The organism is Sulfitobacter sp. UBA1132 (genome assembly GCF_002311545.1).
GTDB classification, from domain to species: domain Bacteria; phylum Pseudomonadota; class Alphaproteobacteria; order Rhodobacterales; family Rhodobacteraceae; genus Sulfitobacter; species Sulfitobacter pontiacus.
The window spans coordinates 150,851-164,070 of record NZ_DCAN01000012.1 but is presented as its reverse complement, the minus strand read 5'-3'; the positions used below and the strand labels follow the sequence as shown (position 1 = coordinate 164,070).

Annotated in this window: 13 protein-coding genes and 1 riboswitch; of the genes, 4 read left to right on the top strand and 9 right to left on the bottom strand. The window is 62.7% G+C overall.

Annotated elements, in window-relative coordinates; genetic code table 11:
* Positions 1–49: 49 nt before the first annotated feature.
* The 6 genes from msrA to ade form a co-directional block, all read right to left on the bottom strand.
* Positions 50–559 (bottom strand): peptide-methionine (S)-S-oxide reductase MsrA, encoded by a 510-nt coding sequence (msrA, locus tag B4F27_RS11100; RefSeq protein ID WP_037942922.1) that lies wholly within the window; start codon positions 557–559, stop codon positions 50–52.
* Positions 556–1,005, bottom strand: a complete 450-nt coding sequence (gene msrB / locus B4F27_RS11095) for a peptide-methionine (R)-S-oxide reductase MsrB (protein WP_037954063.1) — start codon at positions 1,003–1,005, stop codon at positions 556–558. Before msrB ends, msrA begins: the two co-directional genes overlap by 4 nt.
* Positions 1,006–1,125: 120 nt before the next feature.
* Entirely contained in the window at positions 1,126–1,995 is an 870-nt protein-coding gene (locus B4F27_RS11090) for a DMT family transporter (RefSeq protein WP_074636253.1), read from the bottom strand.
* Positions 1,996–2,139: 144 nt separating this feature from the next.
* Positions 2,140–2,430 carry an HU family DNA-binding protein gene (locus tag B4F27_RS11085; protein WP_235183739.1) on the bottom strand — a complete coding sequence of 97 codons (291 nt, stop codon included), beginning with the start codon at positions 2,428–2,430 and terminating at the stop codon, positions 2,140–2,142.
* Positions 2,431–2,559: 129 nt separating this feature from the next.
* Positions 2,560–4,023, bottom strand: a complete 1,464-nt coding sequence (locus B4F27_RS11080; protein ID WP_005850943.1) for an AMP nucleosidase — start codon at positions 4,021–4,023, stop codon at positions 2,560–2,562.
* Complete coding sequence (gene ade, locus B4F27_RS11075; protein WP_286759680.1) at positions 4,020–5,822, bottom strand: adenine deaminase; 1,803 nt, start codon at positions 5,820–5,822, stop codon at positions 4,020–4,022. The genes B4F27_RS11080 and ade overlap by 4 nt, the downstream gene beginning before the upstream one ends.
* 121 nt (positions 5,823–5,943) lie before the next feature.
* Between ade and B4F27_RS11070 the strand changes: the two genes are divergently transcribed.
* From B4F27_RS11070 to B4F27_RS11060, 3 genes are read left to right on the top strand one after another with little or no spacing between them, the layout of a single operon-like run.
* Positions 5,944–7,209, top strand: coding sequence for a glycosyltransferase family 4 protein (locus B4F27_RS11070; protein ID WP_286759679.1), 1,266 nt, complete (start codon positions 5,944–5,946; stop codon positions 7,207–7,209).
* A gap of 12 nt (positions 7,210–7,221) precedes the next feature.
* The gene (locus B4F27_RS11065; protein WP_286759678.1) at positions 7,222–8,076 is read left to right on the top strand and encodes an SDR family oxidoreductase; all 855 of its coding nucleotides are present in this window, start codon (positions 7,222–7,224) and stop codon (positions 8,074–8,076) included.
* 14 nt (positions 8,077–8,090) lie between these two features.
* The gene (locus B4F27_RS11060) at positions 8,091–8,675 is read left to right on the top strand and encodes an exopolysaccharide biosynthesis protein (protein WP_005850947.1); all 585 of its coding nucleotides are present in this window, start codon (positions 8,091–8,093) and stop codon (positions 8,673–8,675) included.
* On the opposite strand, the gene B4F27_RS11055 is transcribed toward B4F27_RS11060, so the two are convergent.
* From B4F27_RS11055 to thiB, 3 genes are read right to left on the bottom strand one after another with little or no spacing between them, the layout of a single operon-like run.
* On the bottom strand, positions 8,676–9,368 hold the full coding sequence (locus tag B4F27_RS11055) for an ATP-binding cassette domain-containing protein (protein ID WP_286759677.1): 693 nt from the start codon (positions 9,366–9,368) through the stop codon (positions 8,676–8,678).
* The gene (locus B4F27_RS11050; protein ID WP_286759676.1) at positions 9,355–10,911 is read right to left on the bottom strand and encodes a thiamine/thiamine pyrophosphate ABC transporter permease ThiP; all 1,557 of its coding nucleotides are present in this window, start codon (positions 10,909–10,911) and stop codon (positions 9,355–9,357) included. Before B4F27_RS11050 ends, B4F27_RS11055 begins: the two co-directional genes overlap by 14 nt.
* Positions 10,887–11,864 (bottom strand): thiamine ABC transporter substrate binding subunit, encoded by a 978-nt coding sequence (gene thiB / locus B4F27_RS11045; RefSeq protein WP_286759675.1) that lies wholly within the window; start codon positions 11,862–11,864, stop codon positions 10,887–10,889. The genes B4F27_RS11050 and thiB overlap by 25 nt, the downstream gene beginning before the upstream one ends.
* Positions 11,865–11,898: 34 nt before the next feature.
* Positions 11,899–11,998: riboswitch (TPP riboswitch) on the bottom strand.
* A 92-nt stretch (positions 11,999–12,090) separates the two neighbouring features.
* On the opposite strand from thiB, the gene aroC reads away from it, so the two are divergent.
* On the top strand, positions 12,091–13,191 hold the full coding sequence (gene aroC, locus B4F27_RS11040; RefSeq protein ID WP_286759674.1) for a chorismate synthase: 1,101 nt from the start codon (positions 12,091–12,093) through the stop codon (positions 13,189–13,191).
* The last annotated feature ends 29 nt before the right edge of the window (positions 13,192–13,220 follow it).

Genomic DNA, 13,220 nt, shown 5'->3' with positions numbered 1-13,220 from the left:
CTGCACAAAAGAAAACGGCGCAAACCCGAGGGGCTGCGCCGTTTTGCGTTTATTCTGCTGCCGCGCGTTTGGGCAGGACCCAATCGGGGCGCGGGAAGTGGCAGGTATAGCCGTTTGGAATACGCTCCAGATAATCCTGATGCTCGGGCTCTGCTTCCCAGAAATCGCTCACGGGTTCTACCTCTGTCACGACTTTGCCCGGCCAGATGCCCGATGCTTCGACATCGGCAATGGTGTCCAGCGCCGTGGCTTTCTGGTCCTCGTCGACATAGTAGATCGCCGAACGATAGCTCAGCCCGCGGTCATTGCCCTGACGGTTCAGCGTTGTCGGGTCGTGGATCTGGAAAAACAGTTCCAGCAGATCACGATAGCTGATCACGTCGTCGTCAAACATCACCTCGATCGCCTCGGCATGGGTGCCGTGATCGCGGTAGGTGGCATTGGGCACATCGCCGCCCGAATAGCCCACGCGGGTCGATAGAACCCCCTCGCGTTTGCGGATCAGGTCCTGCATGCCCCAAAAGCATCCTCCGGCCAGTACTGCGCGTTGTTCGCTCATGCTACATCCTCCACTTGGTTGATATAATCGCCATAGCCTGCGTCTTGCATGTCGTCACGATGAATAAAGCGCAACGAGGCGGAATTGATGCAATAGCGCAGCCCGCCACGATCCGCGGGACCGTCGGGGAAGACGTGGCCCAGATGGCTGTCCCCATGGGCGCTGCGCACCTCGGTGCGGATCATCCCCAGCGACGCGTCACGCAGTTCGGCGACATGGGCCGGTTCGATGGGTTTGGTAAAGCTCGGCCAGCCGCAGCCGGAGTCGTATTTGTCCGAGGACGCGAACAGCGGCTCGCCAGAGACGATGTCTACGTAGATGCCCGGCTCTTTGTTATCGAGCAGCTTGCCCGTGCCCGGCCGTTCGGTGCCGTTCTGCTGGGTGACACGGAATTCTTCGGGGGACAGAGCGTTAATGGCGGCGTCGGTCTTTTCATAGGTCGGCATGCGAGGCTCCTTTGCGGTTTGATACATTAAATGGGGCCTGCGCGGGTTTTTCAAAGGGGTAATGCACCGACGCACCGATCTGTGACCGCCCGCCTATCGCCCAACCCCTTGGCTTGCAGGTCAGGCCCTGCGCTGCCGCGAGACCTGAACCGCGAGAATACCCAGGGCAATCACGGCGACGCCGATGATATCCTGAACCCCCAGCGGTTCGCCCAGCAAAAGCCAGGCAATCGCCACTCCGAAAAACGGGTTGAGGAAATGGAAGGTCGCGGCGCGGGTGGCTCCGATACGGTTGACGAGCCAGAACCAGACCACCGTCGCCAGCAGCCCCGGCACCAGACAGGTATACAGGAACGCCAGCGCCAGCGGCCAGCTTGGGCTGATGTGCGGCGTCTCGAACAGCAAGGTCGCAATCGACAGCGCCACGCAGCCGACAAGCATCTGCAAACCCACCACCATCAGGAAGTTCCCGCCAGAGGTCGCACCGCGCACCAGCAGGGTCGCCGCTGATAGCGCGACCACACCGACGCCGCATAGCAGCAGCCCTGTCAGATCGACGCCGCCGCTGATCCGTGCCCCCATAATGATGGCCACCCCGATCACACCGGCGATCAGCCCTGCAATGCCCAACGGCTTGAGCTTTTCCCCCAGAAACAGCCATGTCGCCAGACCGACCAGCAACGGCATGGTCGAGGCGATGATCGCCGCCAGTGACGCCTGTACGGTCTGCATCGCGACAAAGTTCATCCCCAGATAGACCGCGTTTTGCAGCACGCCGAAAATGATCGTTGCCCGCCATTGCGCGCGCGTCAGCCGCCACGTCTGACCAAGCGCCAGCGCGATCCCCACGCCGATCAGGCCAGAGATCAGATACCGCGCCGACAAAGCCATCAAGGGGGACGCGTCCGCGACGATGATCCGCGCCGACGTAAAGGCAGAGGACCACATGACGGCGAAGGCCAGCCCCATGAGAATTGCACGTATATCCATGAGGGGGCCTTTCAGGTTTTCCAGTGGGCGGAGACTTCCGCAGTTGCCCGACAGGGGCAAGCGCATTCAGCGCAACGCAGACCTGCGCCAAACGCAAAGGGCCGCCCGTGGGCGACCCTTTGTCAGAACAGACTGTGATCAGTCTTATTCGTTAACGCTGTCTTTCAGCGCTTTCGCGATGGTCATCTTAACAACCTTGTCCGCGTCTTTCTTGAACTGTTCGCCGGTGGCAGGGTTACGCACCATACGCTCGGGACGTTCGCGGCAGTAGATTTTGCCAATGCCGGGAAGTGTCACAGCGCCACCGCCGGAGACTTCTTTGGTGATCAACGCGCAAACCGCGTCCAGTGCCGCGCTTGCTGTTTTCTTGTCTTCGCCCATTTCCTCAGCCAAAGCCGCGACGAGCTGGGTTTTTGTCATTGGTTTAGTTGCCATCTTGTTTTTCTCCTTCGTCCGCCCGGATTAGGGCCTCACGCGCAGAATGTAACGGTATGTTGTGGCTGAACACAACGAATAGGTCGCAAGAAACCGCGAAAACATGCTATTTTCAGCCGATTTCGGCCTTTAGAGAAAGGCAGTTTCGTCAAACGAGCGCAATTTTCGGCTATGCAACCGCTCTAGCGGCATATCGCGCAGCTGTTCCATCGCGCGAATACCGATCATCAAGTGTCGTGCGACCTGCGTTTTGTAGAAATCAGACGCCATACCGGGCAGCTTCAATTCACCATGCAGGGGTTTGTCCGAGACGCATAGAAGCGTGCCGTAGGGCACCCGGAAGCGGTAGCCGTTGGCCGCAATCGTTGCGCTTTCCATATCCAGCGCCACGGCGCGCGACTGGCTGAGCCGTTGCACCGGACCGGATTGATCGCGCAATTCCCAGTTGCGGTTGTCGATGGTGGCAACGGTGCCCGTGCGCATGATCCGCTTCAACTCGTAGCCCTCAAGCTGGGTGACCTGTTCAACGGCGTCCTCCAGCGCGATCTGGATCTCGGCCAGCGCGGGGATCGGAACCCAGACCGGCAGGTCGTCGTCCAGCACGTGATCCTCGCGCAGATAGCCATGCGCCAGCACGAAATCCCCAAGCGCCTGTGTGTTGCGCAAACCGGCACAGTGCCCGACCATCAGCCACGCATGGGGCCGCAGCACGGCGATGTGGTCGGTCGCGGTTTTCGCGTTGGATGGGCCGACGCCGATGTTGACCAGCGTGATCCCGGACCCGTTCGCGCGCTTGAGGTGGTAGGTCGGCATCTGCGGAGTCTTGACCGACGCAGGCAGCGGCGCGTCGCCGTCCGAAATCTCGACATTGCCGGTAGAGACGAAGGACGTGTAGCCGCTATCGGGGTCGCGCAACATAGCGCGGGCGTATTCCTCGAACTCGGTGACGTAGAACTGGTAGTTGGTGAACAGCACGTGACTTTGGAAATGTTCGGGATCGGTTGCGGTGTAATGCGTCAGCCGTGCCAGCGAATAATCGACGCGCTGCGCGGTGAAGGGGGCCAGCGGGCGCACGTTGTCCAGCGGCAGATAGGTGCCGTTGACGATGTCGTCATTGGTTGTGCTCAGGTCCGGCACGTCAAACACATCGCGCAGGGTGAAATCCGCGGCACCTTCCTGCGGGATGGTCACGCTGTCGTCGTTGCTGACCGCGAAATGCACGGGGATCGGCGTGTCGGATACCGCGATGGTCACGGGCTGGCCGTGGTTTTCGATCAGCAGACGGATTTGTTGTGTCAGGTAATGTTTGAACAATTCTGGCCGCGTGATCGTGGCCGAGAAGGTGCCGGGGGACGACACATGGCCGAACGACAGCCGTGAATCCACCTGCGCATAGCTGGAGGTGGTAAACCGGATCTCTGGATAGAAGGCCCTGATCCGCGTTTCCGGGGCGGCGCTGTCCATCGCCTTCTGGAAATGCGCGCTCAGGAAGCCTGTCGCTTGGCTGTATAGCTCGATCAGCCGTGCAACGGCGGCAGCAGCATCGGTGAACTGTTCGGCGGGGCGGGCGTCTGGGGTAAGGATTCTGGTCATGAAACAGGCTCTAACAAAGGAATAAATTCAAAACTGCGCACATCGACCAAGCCGAGGTCAGAGATGCGCAATTCGGGAATGACAACAAGCGCCAAAAGCGAATGCTGCATATAGGCGTTGTTCAGCGTGCAGCCACAGTCGCGCATTGCCTGCATCATGGCTTCGGTCTTGGCGGCGACGTCGGAGGCGGGGTTGTCGGACATCAGGCCGGCGATCGGCAGCTCGACCATGGCCAGCTCTGCCCCGTCCTTGAAGATGGTGATCCCGCCGCCAACCTCGCGCAGACGGTTCGCGGCCATCGCCATATGCTCGGTATCGGTGCCCACCACGATCATGTGGTGACTGTCATGCGCCACGGTGGACGCCATCGCCATCGGCCCCTGATAGCCAAAGCCCGAGACCAGCGCGTTGACGACAGTGCCGGTGCCGCGGTGCCGTTCGACCAGCGCGATCTGGCACACTTCTCCCGTGGACTGCACGCGCCCTTCGGTCACCGGCAGCTCGAATTTCAGCGCGCGGGTGGGGGCCTGATTCTCGACCACGCCGATCACATTCGCGGTGACGGCATTGGCCCCCGCAGGTGCGGTGATCTGGAAATCATCCGCGCCAAGGGATTTGCCCATGTTGACGGTCTGCCGCGCATGGGGCGGCCAATCGTAATGCGGGCAGTCTACCAGACACACGCCATCCTCGGCCACGATCTGCCCCCGCGCGATCACCGTCTCGATGGGGAGTGTTTTGAGGTCAGATGTCAGGATCACATCGGCCCGCCGCCCGGGCGTCAGCGATCCGATCTCGCGTTCCAGCCCAAAGTGGGTCGCGGTGTTGATCGTCGCCATTTGCAGCGCGACCAAAGGATCGCAGCCGCAGTCGATGGCATGGCGCACCACGCGGTTCATATGACCGTCATTCACCAAGGTGCCGGAATGGCAGTCATCGGTGCACAGGATCATATTGCGCGAATCCAGGCCTTTTTCGGTGATCGCGGTGATCTGTGTTTCAACGTCATACCACGCGGACCCCAGCCGGATCATCGACCGCATCCCCTGACGCATCCGCGCAATGGCATCCGCCTCGCAGGTGCCCTCGTGATCATCCGCAGGGCCGCCCGCCACATAGGCCGCAAAGGCGGGCCCCAGATCGGGGGAGGCATAGTGCCCGCCCACGGTCTTGCCCGCGCGTTGCGTTGCGGCAATCTCGGCCAGCATCTTGGGGTCACCCGCGGTCACACCCGGGAAGTTCATCATCTCGCCCAGACCGATGATACCGGGCCAGTGCATGGCCTCGGCGACATCCTCTGCCGTGATTTCAAAGCCGGTGGTTTCCAGACCGGGCGCGGATGGCGCACAGGACGGCATCTGGGTGAAGATGTTCACCGGCTGCATCAGCGCTTCGTCATGCATCATGCGCACGCCTTCCAGCCCCAGCACATTGGCGATCTCATGCGGGTCGGTGAACATCGACGTGGTGCCATGGGGGATCACGGCGCGGGCGAATTCCGCCGGCGTCAGCATACCGCTTTCGATGTGCATATGCCCGTCACACAGGCCGGGGATCATATAGCGGCCCTTTGCCTCGATCACCTTGGTCGTGTCGCCTTTGCAGTGGCTGGCGTCCGGCCCGACAAAGGCAATGCGCCCCGCCTTGATCGCGATATCATGGTCCGGCAGGGTTTCGCGCGTGTGCACGTTGACCCAGTTACCGCCGGTGATAATCGTATCCGCAGCACTGCGTCCTGCCGCAACAGCGACCAGTTGATCGGCCACATCGGGCCATGAGGGGAATGTGTGTTCTTTCATACCTGACGTTGACACGAAGATCGCCCGAGGTTCAAGCCAGAGCCGTCCAGCGCCGTGGCGTTTGCACTGTCCGTGCCGACTGGGCTAACTGTCTGCAACCGACAGGACATAAGGCGACCCCATGAAGATCATGTTTGTGCACCAGAATATGCCCGGCCAATACCGCGAGCTGGTGCAATGGCTGGCCGATCAACGCACACACCAGATCTATTTCCTGACCCAACGCAAAAATCCGCCCCGTTTTGATGGCGTCGAGACACGCGTCTACAAGGCACATCACAGACCGGCAGAGACTGCCTATGGGCTGTCGAAGAACTGGGAGGAATCTACCGGCAACGGCTTGGGGGCCGCCCGCGCGGCCAAACAGATCGAGACCCGCGAAGAGTTCAAGCCCGATATCGTGGTGGGGCATGTGGGCTGGGGGGAGCTGACGTTTTTCAAGCAGATCTGGCCCGATGTCCCGATCATCGGCTTCTTCGAGTATTACTACAGCGATACCGGCGGCCCTGTGGGGTTCGACCCCGAAGACCCTGTGACTGAAAATACCCCGTTTCTGTTGCACGCGCGGAATGCCGTGCCGCTGGCCAATATCGAAACCGTCGATGTCGGGCTCAGCCCGACCTACTGGCAGCGTGACCGTTTTCCGCAAAGCTTTCACCGCAAGCTCTATGTCTGCCACGACGGGATACGCACAGACCAGCTGCGCCCCGATCCGGCGGTGACGCTCAAGCTGGGGCGGATGGATCGCGCGCTGACCAAGGATGACGAGGTGCTGACCTTTGTGTCGCGCAACCTTGAACGCACGCGGGGCTTTCATGTGTTCATGCGCGCATTGCCACGTATTCTGAAACAACGCCCCGATGCGCGGGTGTTGGTGGTGGGGGGCAATGACACCTCTTATGGCGGCAAAAGCAAACACCCCGGGGGCCTGCGCGCCGAGATGGAGGCAGAGGTGGGCAAGCACGTTGATTGGTCACGGGTGCACTTTCTGGGCAAGCTGTCCTACGAGGATTACCAGAAGGTTATACAGATCAGCCGCTGCCATCTTTATCTGACCATGCCATTTGTGCTGTCGTGGTCCCTGCTCGAGGCGATGGCGATGGGCGCGACGATTGTCGGCTCTGACGTGGCCCCCGTGCGCGAGGCGATTACCCACGGCGAAACCGGTCTGCTGTGCGATTTCTTCGATCCCGATGCGCTGGGCGATCAGGTGGCGGATGTGCTGGGCAATCCGGCGGCCTATGCGCATCTGGGGCCGGCGGCGCGGGCGCATGTGGTCGAGACCTATGACTTCCTGACCAAATGTCTGCCGGAACATATCGCGCAGATGAATGCATTGGTCCCCGAAGGGCAGCGGATCGCCTTGCCCCGGACCCCCACCACATAGAAAGGACGCCTCATGGAGAAAACGCTGCTGTCGATCGGGCATGGCTTTAGCGCGCGCGCCCTTGCCGCACGGCTGGTGCCGCAGGGCTGGCGCATCGTCGGCACCACGCGCAGCCCCGACAAGGCAGATGCCATCGCGGATACGGGCGTTGAACCCGTCGTCTGGCCGGGGGCCGATCTGGGGGCGTTGATTGCGCAGTTTCCTAATGTGCTCGTCTCGGCCGGACCGGACAGCGCGGGCGATCCGGTATTGAATGCGGTCGAGGATGCAGTCAACCGCGCCGCGCCCGATCTGCGGTGGGTAGGCTATCTGTCGACAACAGGCGTTTACGGCGACCACGACGGCGATTGGGTGGACGAGGACACGCCGCTTACGCCATCGACCAAGCGCGGGCGCGCCCGTGTCACGGCAGAGGCAAGATGGCAGGGGATCCCCGATCTGCCGCTGCATATCTTTCGCCTTGCAGGCATCTACGGCCCCGGACGCGGCCCCTTTGCCAAGGTGCGGGCCGGAACGGCGCGGCGGATCATCAAGCAGGGGCAGGTCTTCTCTCGCATCCATGTCGAGGATATTGCCCAAGCGCTTGAGCTGTCCTTGCAGCGGCCTGCCCCGGGCGCGATTTATAATCTATGCGACGATGACCCCGCGCCACCGCAAGACGTGATCGCCCACGCGGCAGAGCTGCTTGGCCTGCCCGTGCCCCCCGCGATCCCCTTTGATCAGGCCGATATGACCCCCATGGCCCGCAGCTTTTACGCGGAAAGCAAGAAGGTTCGGAACGACCGTATCAAGCAGGCGTTAGGCTGGGCACCGCAGTTCCCCACCTATCGGGCCGGGCTGGCGGCATTGCTTGCACAAGACAGCTGACCTTTGGGGGGTATATGCACAATATCGAAGAGCGTAGCCTCACCCATCTGCTGGACGGGATGGAACAAGCGGCCAGCCGCGAGACGGTCACGATCAACGATGTGCTGAACGAATTCGGAGAGCGGTCCCTGCTCCCGTTCATTCTGCTGGCGGCGTTGCTGTTGGTGTCGCCGCTGTCCGGTGTCTTTGGCGTGTCCAGTTTCATGGCGATGGTGATCATCGTGCTGTCGGCGCAGGCGGTCTATGGGCGCAAACGTCTGTGGTTGCCGCAGTTCCTGCTGCGCCGCGAGGTCAAGTCATCGCGGTTGCTGTTCTGCGTGCGGTGGCTGCGCAAGCCCGCGGCGTTTTTTGATCGCCACTCGGGCAAAAGGCTCCAGTTTCTGACGACAGGCCCGATGCGTCTGCTGACGTTGGTGACCTGCGTAATCCTGCCCGTGGGCTGGCCTTTGCTTGAATTCGTGCCCTTCGCGTCGTCCTTCGGGGGCGGGACGGTGGCGCTGTTTGCCTTTGGTCTGTTCACCCGTGACGGGCTTTATGTGCTGCTGGGGTATCTGACGATCCTGCTGACATCGCTGACCTTTTACGCGGTCATTTTCTGATTACCCCAGATAGGCGCGCAGCGCGTCGGGCGGGTTGTCCATCAGCGCTGCGGCAGGCTGCGGCGGATGCGCGGTGCCACCTTCGACAAAGATCACCTGATCCGCGATGCGGCGCACGTCCTCGGGGGCGTGGGTGACCATGATCAACGCGGCTTTGGTCTCTGCGGCGAGGGCGGCCACCAGATCCAGCATGTCGTTGCGCAGGGCGGGGCCAAGTGCGGCAAAGGGTTCGTCGAGCAGCACAAGCGGACGGGCTTGTACCAGCACCCGTGCGAGGGCCACACGGCTTTGCTGCCCGCCGGAAAGCTCGGCAGGCTTGCGGGCAGCCATCCCCTGCAGCCCGACGCGATCGAGCGCCTCATGTACACGGGTTTGGTCCGCAGTGCCGAGCCGCAGGTCGGGGCGCAGCCCCAGCCCCACATTCTGCATCACGCTGAGATGGGGAAAGAGGTTGTTATCCTGAAAAAGCATCGTCATCGGCCGCGCACCGGGGGCGGCTTGGGTGATGTCCTTGCCCTGCCACAGCAGCCTGCCGGACCTGAGCGGAATGAACCCGCAAAGCGCCCCCAGCAGGGTGGATTTTCCCGCACCCGAGGGGCCGATCACCGCATAGGTCTGCGCGGGCGCAAGGGTCAGGTCGGCGTGCAGGGTAAAGCTGCCCTGGGTGATCTGTGCGGTCTCAAGCGTCAGCATGCCAGCGCCCTCCCTTGTCGAATATCCAGAAAATCCCAAGCGACAGCGCCAGCAGGATCAGGGCGGCACCGGCCGCGGCCTCCATCCGGTAGGCCCCCATCAACCGGTACATCTGCAGCGGCAGGGTGGCACTGTCGGGGTCGGCGAACAAGGCGATGACCCCCAGATCTCCCATCGACAGGGCACCGGTCAGCCCCGCGGCAAAGCCGATCTGCGGGCGCAAGCGTGGCAGGATCAGCCAGCGCCAAAGCGGCCATCCGGTCAGCCCCAGCATCTGCGCCTGCCGGCCATAGATCTGCACCGTGTCGCGCAGGCGGGGCACCAGAATACGCAGGGCGAAGGGCAGGGCCATCAGCGCATTGACCAGCGCCGTGACGGGTAGGGCCAGCGCAAAGGGGCTGGCGACAGGGTTGATCAGAATGAACCAGCCGGTGCCGATCATCAGCGGAGAGGCCGCAAGACCCAAGAGGCCCACGGCCTCTACCCCGCCGCGGGCGCGGGTTGCGATCCACCCGGCAAGGGGCAGGGCCAAGGCCAGCAAGACCACCACGCTGATCAGCGCCACGGTGAGTGAGGTGCCCGCTGCCTGCCACACGCTGGCGGGCATTTGCGGCAGGCCGATCACCCCGCGCAGCACGACCGAGGTCAGGGGCAGCAGCAGAAACCCCGCCGCCAACGTGATGAACAGCGCGTCGAGCCACCGTTGCAGCCCACCACGTGCGTCCCAGCGGTGCAGGGGGCGGTCCTGCCCGCCGCCCAGACTGATCGCGGGAATGATCCACAGCGCCAGCGCGGCGGTGCTGCCCGCAAGCCCAAGCTGCACCAGCGACAGCAGCGCTGCACGGTTCAGGTCAAAGTCGAAACGGAACGCCTGATAGATCGCAAGCTCGATCGTCGTGGCGCGGGGGCCGCCGCCGAGGGTCAGCGCGACCGCAAAGCTGGTCAGGCAGATCACAAAGATCAACGCTGCGGTGCCGGGCAGGATTTGCCGCAGGAGGGGACGCTCGATGCTGCGAAATACCGCGCGCGGGGTCAGGCCAAGCTGTGCGGCCAGCCGGAACCGTTCCGCGGGCACGGTCTGCCATGCCTGCAACAACAGCCGCGTGGCCAGCGGGAGGTTAAAGAAGACATGCGCCAGCACCACGCCGTGCAGCCCGTAGATCGTGATGCCGGGCAACCCGACCGCCGCCAGTGCCGCATTGAGCCAGCCCGCGCGGCCAAAGACCGCAAGCACCCCCAGCACGGCGACAATCACCGGCAGGATGAACGGTGCCCCCAGCAGCGTGACCAGCAACCCGCGCCCGACAAAGCGCCGTCGCGCCAAGGCGCGGGCGACAGGGATTGCCAGCACGGTAGACAGCAGGGCGGAAAGCGCGGCCTGTAACACGGTAAACCGGATCGCGGACCAATCGGCCGGGCCAAGCCCGCTGCCGAACTCGGCCCGCCACAGCACCGCCCCCACCGCAGCAAGGATCAGCGCCGCAACCAGAATGGCGGCGCTGATGCCGGTCTTCGTGCTTATTGCGACAGCGCGGAGAGCCATTCGGCCAATGCTTCCTCGCGCAGGGCGGGCACGTCATCGTTCGGGATCAGCAGCGCCTTGCCCGGTTCGATCAACTGTTCAAAGCCTTCGGGCAGCCCGCCTTGGGGCGTGACGGCGGGGTACATCCAGTTGGTCGTGGGCAGCACCGATTGCGCCGCGTCCGATACCATGAACTGCATGAACTGATCGGCCAGCTCGGGCTGGTCGCTGCCCGCCAGTTTGCCGACCACTTCGATCTGCATGTAGTGGCCTTCGTCAAAGGCGGCGGCGGCTTTGGTCGCGTCCTCTTCGGCGATCAGGTGGTAGGCGGGGGATGTGGTATAGCTCAGCACCATGTCGGCCTCGCCTTCAAGAAACAGGCCGTAGGCTTCGGACCAGCCCTTGGTCACGGTCACGACGTTATCCGCCAGGCCTTCCCAGATCGCAGGGGCCTCGTCGCCATAAGCGTCCTTGACCCACATCAGCAGGCCCAGCCCGGGGGTAGAGGACCGCGGGTCCTGGATCACGATCTTGAGGTCACTGTCGGCCAGAGCGCGAAAATTCGCGGGCGGGGTCAGATCGGCGTTATGGACAAAGGCGAAATAGCCCCAGTCGTAGGGAGCAAAGCTGTCGTCCTCCCATGTGACCGGCAGGTCGTAGTCCGCATCAACTGTGGCGGGCGCGAACAGCCCCGTTTCCTTCGCTGCGGCGATCAGGCTGGTATCAAGCCCCAGCACCAGATCGGCGTCAGACCGCGCGCCTTCCAGCTTGAGCCGCGCCAGCAGCGCCGCGCCATCGCCCATGCCGACGAATTTCAGATCGCAAGCGCATTCGGCCTCGAAGGCCGCTTCGATCACCGGGCCGGGGCCCCATTCGGCGACAAAGCTGTCGTAGGTATAGACCACCAGTTCGGGCGTCTCGGCCCATGCTTGCGTGGCGAAAAGCGTGGTGGCAGCAAGTGTAAGATACTTCATGGCATCCTCCAAAATGCGGCGTCAGAAAGCGTTGGAGGTGTATCCAGACCTTCCCTCCGCCGGTGTTAACCGGTTCAGGTTCAACGGGTCCGTGCGCGCACATCTCAGCCTGTCAGGCCCCCCGAGGTATCTTATCGGTAGAACGCCTGTCGCCCGCGCGCAAGGTGAAACCCCTTGAGGCATGGTGCAGCCCCCGTTAAGGATCACCGCCAAAGGAGCACCGCCCATGTCGATCAACAGCTTTGGCCATCTTTTCCGCGTGACCACCTGGGGCGAAAGCCACGGGCCTGCTTTGGGGGCCACGGTGGACGGCTGCCCTCCCGGTGTGACGATCACCGAAGAGATGATCCAGCACTGGATGGACAAGCGCAAACCCGGCCAGAACAAATACACCACACAGCGCCGCGAGGCGGATGAGGTGCGTATTTTGTCGGGCGTGTTCGAAGGCGTCACCACCGGCACGCCGATTCAGCTGATGATCGAGAACACCGACCAGCGGTCCAAGGACTACGGCGACATCAAGGACAAGTTCCGCCCCGGTCACGCCGACATCACCTATTTCCAGAAATACGGCATCCGCGATTACCGTGGGGGTGGGCGGTCCTCGGCACGTGAAACCGCGTCGCGTGTGGCGGCGGGTGGCCTTGCACGCGAAGCGATCAAGGCGATTACACCGAATGTGCAGATCACCGGCTACATGGTGCAGATGGGCCCCCACAAGATCGACCGCGATGCGTTTGACTGGGACCAGATCGAACAGAACCCGTTCTGGGTGCCCGACGCCAAGGCGGCCGACGACTGGGCCGCGTATTTGGACGGTCTGCGCAAATCCGGATCGTCCGTCGGTGCGATCATCGAGGTGACAGCGCGCGGCGTGCCCGCGGGCCTTGGCGCGCCGGTCTATGGCAAGCTCGACACCGATCTTGCCGCCGCGATGATGAGCATCAATGCCGTCAAAGGCGTGGAGATTGGCGAAGGCATGTCCGCCGCCATGCTGACCGGAGAGCTGAACGCGGACGAGATCAGCATGGGCCCCGACGGCCCTGTCTATTCGTCGAACCACGCGGGCGGTATTCTGGGCGGCATCAGCACCGGTCAGGACATCGTGCTGCGTTTCGCGGTCAAGCCAACGTCAAGCATCCTGACCACACGCAAGACAATCACCAAGACCGGCGAAGACACAGAGATCATTACCAAAGGCCGCCATGACCCCTGCGTCGGCATCCGCGCCGTGCCGGTGGGCGAAGCGATGATGGCCTGCGTCCTGCTTGACCATATGCTGCTGCACCGCGGTCAGGTCGGCGAAAACCGCGGCATCATCGGCTAAGTCGCGCGGAACGCTTGGATTTTCCGCAT